The sequence below is a fragment of the Agreia sp. genome, from assembly GCF_964263775.1.
Taxonomy (GTDB): Bacteria; Actinomycetota; Actinomycetes; order Actinomycetales; family Microbacteriaceae; genus Agreia.
In genome coordinates, this window is the sequence record NZ_CAXVWM010000039.1 from 1 (window position 1) to 8,911 (window position 8,911).

The following is an 8,911-nucleotide window of genomic DNA, read 5'->3' on the forward strand; positions in this document are numbered from 1 at the left end:
CATCGGGTGCGCCGAGCCGGGCCGCGGCCTCGTCGAGCGACGCCTGATCGAGATCGGTGATGACGACGGTCACGCCCTCGTCGAGCAGGATCTTCGCCGTGCTCCAACCGATTCCTGAATCTGCACCCGTGACGAGCGCTGTTCTTCCTGAGATTCGTAAGTCCATGTTCTCCACGATAGGCATGGGCGCCCACGCGGCTCGGCGGGTTGCGCCGCTTTCGAAGTCGTGATGGGATGCCCGAGCGCCACCGGCCTCAGGTGAGTTCTTCTATGGTGATGGCCGCGTTGACCAGCGCCAGGTGGCTCAGCGCCTGGGGCAGGTTGCCCAAAAACTGCCCGTCGTCGGGATCGATCATCTCGGAGAAGATGCCGACGTCGTTCGACAGCTCGATCATGGCGTTCATCTGGGCGACCGACTCGTCGGTGCGCCCCACGCAGGCGAGCGCCGACGCCAGCCAGAAGGAGCACGCGACGAAGGCTCCCTCCTCTGCATCCGCGCCCGAATAGCGATACATCAGCGGACCTCGACCCAGCTCGTCACGAAGGGCGTCGATGGTCTGCGACATCCTTTCTCCCCGGTCGAATCCGCTGGGCGCGTGCAGCAGCACCGACGCGTCGAGCTCGTCGGATCCCGGATAGGCGACGTAGCTCTTCTTCTCGTTCGACCAGCAGTTCGTCTCGATCCACTCCCGGATGTGCTCACGTTCCGCGAGCCAGCGGGCCGAGTCTCCGGGAATCTGGCCTTTCGCGCAGAGCTCGACCGCGGCATCCAGGGCCTGCCAGCAGCCCATCTTGGCCGAGGTGTAGTGCTGCGCGTCATCGAGCTCCCACATGCCGGCGTCGCGCTGCCGCCAGGCATCGCAGGCGCGGTCGGCGACGGATGCGAGGAGGCGGCCCGTCTCGGCGTCGAGAACGTTGCCGGCCGACACGTAGAGACGCATCACATCGAACAGGTCGCCGTAGACGCCGAGCTGCAGTTGGCCGCGGGCCGGGTTGCCTGTCACCACGGGACCTGCGCCGTTCCAGCCGGGAGCATCCTGCTTCGTGACGCCCGACGGAACCGACCCATCGAGCCTGTAGAAGATATGGAGTTCGGGACCGTTTTGCCTGATGGTGGTGAGCAGCCAGGCGACAGCGGCGTGCGTCTCTTCGCGCAGCCCGAAGCGGATGAGCGCGTGCAGTGTGTACGCGAGGTCGCGCACCCAGGCGAACCGGTAGTCCCAGTTCTTGCCGCCGCGGGGATTCTCGGGCAGGGATGTCGTTCCCGCCGCCGCGATGGCTCCCGTCGGACTGTAGATGAGCAGCTTCAACGCCAGGGTGCTGCGGTGCACCTCGTCGGACCAGGGGCCGTCGTAGCTGAACTCTCGCGACCAGAACTGCCAATTATCGATCGTGCGATCGATGCCCCGGTCGACATTCGACGCATCGGGAAGGTGCAGCGGCTCGTTCGAGGTTCCCACCACAGTGATCACGTGCCGCGACCCCTTCTGCGTCGTGAACGACCCGGCGAACGCGGCGTCGCCCCCGCCGCGCGGCCCGTGCTCGACGCCCCGCACCGCGATCGTGACGCCGTCGACCCGGATCACGGGGCCGTGCGTGGTCGTCTGCTTCCACGGCGACGCCGTCGCCAGGCAGGTTCCCGGGGCCACGCGCCAGCGAAAACGCATCTGGCCCGACACGCCGTCGACCCGCCGAGCCAGCTCCGTCCAGGGAAGCCTGCCCGCGATACCCGTCACCAGCGCGTCTGTGAGCACAGCCCGACCCGACGCCGTGGTGAAGGTCGTTTCGAGCACATTCGTGCCCTCGACGTAGCGCCGGGAGACCGTGAACTCCTCGACGGGCATCAGGTCGACGGCTCCGCCGTCTCGAGCATCCAGCAGGCGCGCGAAGACCGGCGTGGCATCGAGGCTCGGCATCGGCAACCAGTCCACACCGCCGTCCTGGGCGATCACGGCGATCGTCCGCCCGTCGCCGATGACACCGTAGGAGCGCAGAGGAACGGTGCCGTCGGTTCGAATCGTCATCCGTCCTGTATAGCAACCTCGGCGGGGAATGCTCCGGGCTTGACGACGCTGTACGCTCGGCGTCATGAGACTCGAGGCAGTGAAGAGCGTCGTCCGGGGCCTTCTGGCCGTCTTCGGCACGAGCACGACGACCGAGCCTCGACCCGGCTCTGGCCGCCGGCCGAGCGGTTCGGGCGGCCCGGCCGCATCCGACGTCTCCTCGACGACATCGCCCGGTCGAAGCGGACCAGAGGCGACGATCGAGGTGGCCTCGACTGTGCTCCGACGCGCGAGTATCGTGTTCGAACCCCGGGTCGACGGCGAGCCAGACCCGGGTGAGGTCATCTGGACCTGGGTGCCCTACGAAGAGAACGACGGCCGCGGCAAGGACCGGCCCGTCGTCATCGTGGCCCGCGACACCGCGCGATCGGTCTTCGCCGTGCAACTCACGAGCACACCGCACGACGACGACGCCCGACACTTCGTGTACATCGGCCCGGGCGCGTGGGACTCGCAGGGCCGACCGAGCTGGGCGCGGCTCGACCGCGTGTTCCGCGTCTTCGAATCGGGCATGCGGCGAGAGGCGAACTCCGTCAGCCGGGAGCAGTTCGCTGCCGTCTCCACGGCCCTGGCGAGCCGTCTTTCATAGAGACGGATCAGGGCGTCGCCTCGACTTGCTCGACGTGCTCCACGTCTTCGACGCGGGCGCGCGGCATCGCCAGCCCTGCGGCGACGGTGACCACGGCGCACACGAGCACGGAGGCAAAGACGGCGCCCGAGGCGTGCGTCAGAACCGTCGGATCGCCCGCGCCCGTCGAGCCCGCCACGAAGATGCTGTTCGCGATGGCTCCGAAGACCGCGACTCCGACGGCGCTGCCGATGGAGCGCGCGAAGAGATTCGTGCCCGTCACCACGCCGCGTTCGTTCCAGGCAACACTCGACTGGGCTGCGATCAGGCTCGGTGTCGCGACCAGCCCGAGGCCGAGTCCCACGACGAAGCAACTCGTCGCGACGAACACGATCTGGGCGGTCGAAAAGCTCACGAGCAGGAGGGCGGAGCCGAGGACGGCGAGGCCTGAGCCGATGAGCACGGTCAGTCGAAACCCCAGTCGAAGGTAGAGCCGGCCCGAGTACGAGGCGGAGATCGGCCAGCCGATCGTGAGGGCGGCCAAGGCGAGCCCCGCGAGCAACGGCGACGTGCCTGCGACGCCCTCGAGGAACGTCGGAACGTATGAGGTCAGCCCGATGAGAATCGCCCCGACGCCCAAGGAGATCAGCGTCGTCGTCACGAGCAGCCGGCGGGAGAAGACCCAGAGGGGGAGAATCGGTTCGGCCGCGCGCCGCTCGACGAGCACGAAGGCCGCCAGGAGGACACCTCCGACCGAGAACGCCGCGACACTGGGAGCGGAATCCCAGGCCCAAGCCTGCCCGCCCTCCAGAACCGCCAGAATCACGAGGCTCAGCCCTGCAGTCAGCAGCGCCGCGCCGGCGATGTCGAGCCGGTGCTCGCGTCTCTCGATCTTCTCGTGGAACCGGGTCACGAGCATCCAACCGGCGACGAGACAGAGCGGAACGTTGACGAAGAAGATCCACCGCCATGACACGAACTCGGAGAACACGCCGCCGAGCGTCGGTCCTGCGACTGAGCTTATGGCCCACACGCTGGCCAGATATCCCTGCACCTTGGCGCGTTCCGCCACGGAGTAGATGTCACCCGCAATGGTGATCGCCATGGGCTGCACCGCCCCGGCACCGAGCCCCTGCACCGCGCGGAAGGCGATCAACGATGGAAGGCTCCAGGCGAGGCCGCACAGGATGGAACCCAGGAGAAACAGACCGACCCCGATCAGGATGATCGGTTTGCGTCCCACGGTGTCGGACAGTTTGGCGTAGAGCGGAACTGACACAGCCTGGGCGAGAAGATAGATCGAGAACAGCCAGGGGAACTGCGCGAAGCCGCCCAGGTCGTCGATGATCGACGGCACGGCCGTGGCCAGGATCGTCGAATCGATTGCGACGAGCCCGGTCGTGACCATCAGGGCGATGAGCACCGGGCCGCGCTTCGAGCGGAAGCCGACCCCGCTCGCGTCGGCCGCGGTCATTCGGCCAGCAATTCGCGAACGCGCGGGATGACGACCGTGCCGTAGAGCTCGACGCAGGTCATGAGACGGTCGTGCGAGAGAGGCCCGGCGCTGTACTTGAGGTCGAAGCGGCTGGCATCGATGGCACGAACCGTGGAGGCGATCTTTCGCGCGACGGTCTCCGGTGAACCCACGTAGAGAGACCCGTGCGGCCCCGCCTCTCGGTCGAATTCGGCCTTGGCCATGGGCGGCCACCCGCGATCCGCCCCGATGCGGTCGCGCATCTTCTTGTACTCGGGCCAGAACTCCTCCCGGGCCTCGTCGTCTGTCGCTGCGACGTAGCCGGGGGAGTGCACCCCGATCGGAAGCTCGGGGCTCTCGAGTTGGGCGAGTGCGCGTCTGTACAGGTCGGCGTACGGCGCGAATCGCACGGGGTCGCCGCCGATGATCGCGAGCATCAGGGGCAGACCGTAACGGGCCGCGCGAACGACGGACTCCGGGCTGCCCCCGACTCCGACCCACGTCTTCAGGCTTCCGGACTCGGTGGTGGGGAAGACGCGTTGGTTCATCAGGGAAGCGCGCGTGCTTCCCGACCACGTGACGGGCTGCTCGGTGAGCAAGCGGGTGAAGATGTCCAGCTTCTGTTCGAAGAGTTCTTCGTATTGGCTCAGCTCATAGCCGAACAGGGGAAACGACTCAGTGAACGAACCGCGGCCGAGTATGACCTCGGCACGGCCGTCGGATGCCGCATCCAGCGTTGCGAATCGCTGGTACACCCGCACGGGGTCGTCCGAGCTCAGAACGGTCACGGCCGAGCCGAGCCGGATGCGCGACGTCTGGCCCGCGATCGCCGCCAGCGCGACATCCGGAGCCGAGATCGCGAAGTCGTCACGATGATGTTCGCCCAGGCCGATGAAGTCGACCCCGACCTGGTCGGCGAGTACACCCTCCGCGATGACGTCCCGGATGACCTGAGCGTAGGAACGCGGCGTGCCGTCGGGCGCAGTCGTGACGTCTCCGAACGTGTCCAGTCCGAACTCGACCTGTTGTGGCATGGGATCTCCTCGAAATCATGCGGCTGTCGCGTGACGGACTCGCCGCCGAACACGAAAGCCCCGAGCAACCTTTCGATTGATCAGGGCTTGGTGACGGGTGGGCGATACCGGACTCGAACCGATGACCTCTTCGGTGTGAACGAAGCGCGCTACCAACTGCGCCAATCGCCCGTCACGCGGTGCACGAAGCAGCGCGGATCGATCATAGCCGACCCGGCACCCGCACGCACATCCGCGCCCGGATCCGTTGCGACACGCCCGGGGGAAAGCCGGGCACGCGTGGCATCCGCGGCCTGAAATCACGGAGTCGCAGGGGGCTCGACGCTCGATTGTGACGAGTCGATCCAGCGCCGGTTTGGCCAAGCCACACACTTTCAGCTAGAGTCTTCAACGCACGCCGAAAAGCGGGCAAATGCGGATGTGGCGCAGTGGTAGCGCATAACCTTGCCAAGGTTAGGGTCGCGAGTTCGAATCTCGTCATCCGCTCGAGTGAGAAGATTCATCCGACACAGTCATGTGCCGGGCGTAGCTCAAAGAATGGTGGCGTGGCCGAGAGGCGAGGCAGCGGCCTGCAAAGCCGTCCACACGGGTTCAAATCCCGTCGCCACCTCCACTCAGATGGCCTTGGTTCGAGGCACAGCTTCACCGCTTAACAACGAATGGGCGATTGGCGCAGCGGTAGCGCGCTTCCCTGACACGGAAGAGGTCACTGGTTCGATCCCAGTATCGCCCACAAAAGAGAAAGCCCCCGGGAAACCGGGGGCTTTCGTCGTCTGCGCACCGCACTACAGTGGACAGGTCGGTGACAAAACGAGGAGCGGGACTAAACGTGGTTGACGGATTCGAACTCTTTCCGGACCGGTCGATCGTGGCCATGAGGGTGAACGGCGACCTGCGCGACCTCGCCACGACTGTCGATGCGAGCGACGACGTGCAGCCCGTCACCATCGAGTCTCCCGACGGCCTCGACATACTGCGTCACTCGGCCGCCCACGTGCTCGCGCAGGCCGTGCAGACCATCAATCCCGAGGCGAAACTGGGCATCGGCCCACCCATCACCGATGGTTTCTACTACGACTTCGACGTCGCCGAACCGTTCACGCCCGAGAACATCAAGGCCATCGAGAAGGCCATGGAACGCATCATCCGCCAGGGCCAGCGATTCACCCGACGCGTCGTCACCGAAGACGAGGCCAGAGCCGAGATGGCCGGCGAGCCCTACAAGCTCGAACTCATCGGCCTCACGGGTTCACCCGAAGACGAGACGGCCGACGAATCGGTCGAGGTCGGAGGCGCAGAGCTCACCATCTACGACAACGTCGATCCCAAGACCGGCGAGACCCTGTGGAAGGACCTGTGCCGCGGACCCCACCTGCCGTCGACTCGCCTCGTCGGCAACGGATTCTCCATCACGCGACTCGCGGCGGCTTACTGGCGCGGATCGGAGAAGAACAAGCAGCTCCAACGAATCTACGGAACGGCCTGGCCGACGAAGGACGAGCTCCGGGCGCACCAGGCCCGCCTCGAAGAGGCGGCCAAGCGCGATCACCGCAAGCTCGGCAACGAACTCGACCTCTTCTCCTTTCCTGATGAGATCGGCTCGGGACTGGCCGTATTCCATCCGAAGGGGGGAATCATCCGCCGCGAGATGGAGGACTATTCCCGCCGGAAGCACGAAGAAGAGGGCTACGACTTCGTCTACACGCCCCACATCACCAAGGCGCACCTCTTCGAGCAGTCAGGGCACCTGGACTGGTACGCCGATGGCATGTTCCCCCCGATGCACCTCGACGAGGCTCGCAACGACGAGGGAGAGATCACGCGCCAGGGTGCCGACTACTACCTGAAGCCGATGAACTGCCCGATGCACATCCTCGTGTACCGCTCATCGGGTCGGTCGTATCGAGACCTTCCGCTTCGACTCTTCGAGTTCGGCACCGTCTACCGCAATGAGAAGTCGGGCGTCGTGCACGGCCTCACCCGCGTGCGGGGTCTCACCATGGACGACGCGCACATCTTCACCTCGCGCGAAAACATGAAGGAAGAGCTGACCAAGACGCTCAACTTCGTCCTCGCCCTTCTGCGCGACTACGGTCTGACCGACTTCTACCTCGAACTGTCCACCAAAGACCCCGAGAAGTACGTCGGAGACGACGACGTCTGGGAGGAGGCGACCTCGACCCTCGCCGAGGTCGCGGCCGAGTCCGGTCTCGACCTCGTACCCGATCCCGGCGGCGCGGCGTTCTACGGCCCGAAGATCTCGGTGCAGGCACGCGATGCAATCGGTCGTACCTGGCAGATGTCGACCGTGCAACTCGACTTCAACCTGCCCGAGCGATTCGAGCTCGAGTACACGGCCTCCGACGGCACGAAGCAGCGTCCCGTCATGATCCACCGGGCCCTCTTCGGATCGATCGAACGCTTCTTCGGTGTGCTCACGGAGCACTACGCGGGCGCGTTCCCCGTCTGGTTGGCACCGGTACAGGTCGTGGGCATTCCCATCGCCGAGCAGTACGAGGACTACCTCGCCGACATCATCGCGACTCTCAAGAAGCAGGGCGTTCGCGCCGAGCTCGATATCTCCGCCGATCGCATGCAGAAGAAGATCCGAAACCACACGCTGCAGAAAGTACCCTTCTTGCTCATCGCGGGCGAGGAAGACAGGGCGCAGAAATCGGTAAGCTTCCGCTTTCGCGACGGCACCCAGGAGAACGGCGTACCGATCGACGAGGCGGTCACCCGGATCCGCGCGGCAATCGACTCCCGATTGCAGGTCACGACTCAGGGACAGGCGTGATTCCCCTCCACAGCGAGTTTCCCGACGTTCCGATCGAACGGTCGGCATCCTTCGCGGCCGTTCCCGACGCATATCAGCGCCTGTGGACCCCGCACCGGATGGTGTATATAGAGAATGGACCCGTCTCGGGCGACGAGAGCTGTCCGTTCTGTCGTGCCCCGCAGCTGAGCGATGACGAAGCGCTCATCGTGCACCGGGGAGTGCACGCTTACGTACTCCTCAACCTGTTCCCGTACAACAGCGGCCACCTTCTCGTCTGTCCCTACCGGCACGTGCCGCTCTACGACGACGCCACCGAGGCCGAGGTCATCGAGATCGCTGCGCTGACGCAGACCGCGATGAAGGTCGTGCGCGAGACGTCGCAGTGCCATGGCTTCAACATCGGCATGAACCAGGGGCGTGTCGCCGGAGCGGGCATCGCGGACCACCTGCACCAGCACGTGGTGCCCCGATGGTCACAAGACGCCAACTTCTTTCCGATCATCGCCCGGACCAAAGCACTTCCCCAGCTGCTCGGAGACGTTCGCGCGTCGATCGCCGCCGCCTGGCCCGAGTCAGCCTAGACATCAGTACCCCGAGTAGAATCGGGGCCGAGAGGACACAATGAGCACCCTAGAGACACCTTCCCAGAACGGCCGCGCCGAGCACGGATCGAGCCGCGTCAAGCGCGGGCTCGCCGAGATGCTCAAGGGCGGCGTGATCATGGACGTCGTCAACGCCGAGCAGGCGAAGATCGCCGAGGATGCCGGCGCCGTCGCCGTCATGGCCCTCGAGCGCGTTCCCGCCGACATCCGTTCGCAGGGCGGCGTCGCCCGCATGAGCGATCCCGACCTCATCGACGGCATCATCGGTGCCGTCTCCATTCCTGTCATGGCGAAGGCGCGCATCGGCCACTTCGTCGAGGCGCAGGTGCTCCAGGTGCTCGGCGTCGACTACATCGACGAGTCCGAGGTGCTGAGTCCGGCCGACTACGTC

General features: G+C 65.7%; 7 protein-coding genes, 4 tRNA genes and 1 pseudogene. 7 read left to right on the plus strand and 5 right to left on the minus strand.

From position 1 onward, the window contains the following. A partial coding sequence (locus tag ACE5CZ_RS03470) for an SDR family NAD(P)-dependent oxidoreductase (protein ID WP_374945972.1) occupies window positions 1-184 on the minus strand: 184 nt, incomplete at its 3' end. Window positions 185-254: 70 nt separating this feature from the next. Then, a complete protein-coding gene (locus ACE5CZ_RS03475; protein ID WP_374945973.1) occupies window positions 255-2,024 on the minus strand; it encodes a glycoside hydrolase family 15 protein in 1,770 nt (589 codons plus the stop codon). Between the two features lie 64 nt (window positions 2,025-2,088). On the opposite strand from ACE5CZ_RS03475, the gene ACE5CZ_RS03480 reads away from it, so the two are divergent. Next, on the plus strand, window positions 2,089-2,652 hold the full coding sequence (locus ACE5CZ_RS03480; RefSeq protein WP_374945974.1) for a type II toxin-antitoxin system PemK/MazF family toxin: 564 nt from the start codon (window positions 2,089-2,091) through the stop codon (window positions 2,650-2,652). A 7-nt stretch (window positions 2,653-2,659) separates the two neighbouring features. Here the strand turns inward: ACE5CZ_RS03480 and ACE5CZ_RS03485 are convergent, their stop codons facing one another. From ACE5CZ_RS03485 to ACE5CZ_RS03495, 3 genes are all read right to left on the minus strand, one after another. Next, entirely contained in the window at window positions 2,660-4,105 is a 1,446-nt protein-coding gene (locus ACE5CZ_RS03485; protein WP_374945975.1) for an MFS transporter, read from the minus strand. After that, complete coding sequence (locus tag ACE5CZ_RS03490; protein WP_374945976.1) at window positions 4,102-5,139, minus strand: LLM class flavin-dependent oxidoreductase; 1,038 nt, start codon at window positions 5,137-5,139, stop codon at window positions 4,102-4,104. Before ACE5CZ_RS03490 ends, ACE5CZ_RS03485 begins: the two co-directional genes overlap by 4 nt. 98 nt (window positions 5,140-5,237) lie before the next feature. Then, window positions 5,238-5,310 (minus strand) — tRNA-Val (locus tag ACE5CZ_RS03495). A gap of 243 nt (window positions 5,311-5,553) precedes the next feature. Here ACE5CZ_RS03495 and ACE5CZ_RS03500 point away from each other — a divergent pair. The 6 genes and pseudogenes from ACE5CZ_RS03500 to ACE5CZ_RS03525 form a co-directional block, all read left to right on the plus strand. Then, a tRNA-Gly gene (locus ACE5CZ_RS03500) sits at window positions 5,554-5,625 on the plus strand. A gap of 53 nt (window positions 5,626-5,678) precedes the next feature. Then, window positions 5,679-5,752, plus strand: a tRNA-Cys gene (locus ACE5CZ_RS03505). 48 nt (window positions 5,753-5,800) lie between these two features. Then, window positions 5,801-5,872, plus strand: a tRNA-Val gene (locus ACE5CZ_RS03510). A gap of 141 nt (window positions 5,873-6,013) precedes the next feature. Beyond that, entirely contained in the window at window positions 6,014-7,936 is a 1,923-nt protein-coding gene (thrS, locus tag ACE5CZ_RS03515; RefSeq protein WP_374945977.1) for a threonine--tRNA ligase, read from the plus strand. Beyond that, window positions 7,936-8,499 (plus strand): HIT domain-containing protein, encoded by a 564-nt coding sequence (locus ACE5CZ_RS03520; RefSeq protein WP_374945978.1) that lies wholly within the window; start codon window positions 7,936-7,938, stop codon window positions 8,497-8,499. Before thrS ends, ACE5CZ_RS03520 begins: the two co-directional genes overlap by 1 nt. 40 nt (window positions 8,500-8,539) lie before the next feature. Continuing rightward, a pseudogene (locus ACE5CZ_RS03525) lies at window positions 8,540-8,911 on the plus strand (pyridoxal 5'-phosphate synthase lyase subunit PdxS); the annotation flags it as partial.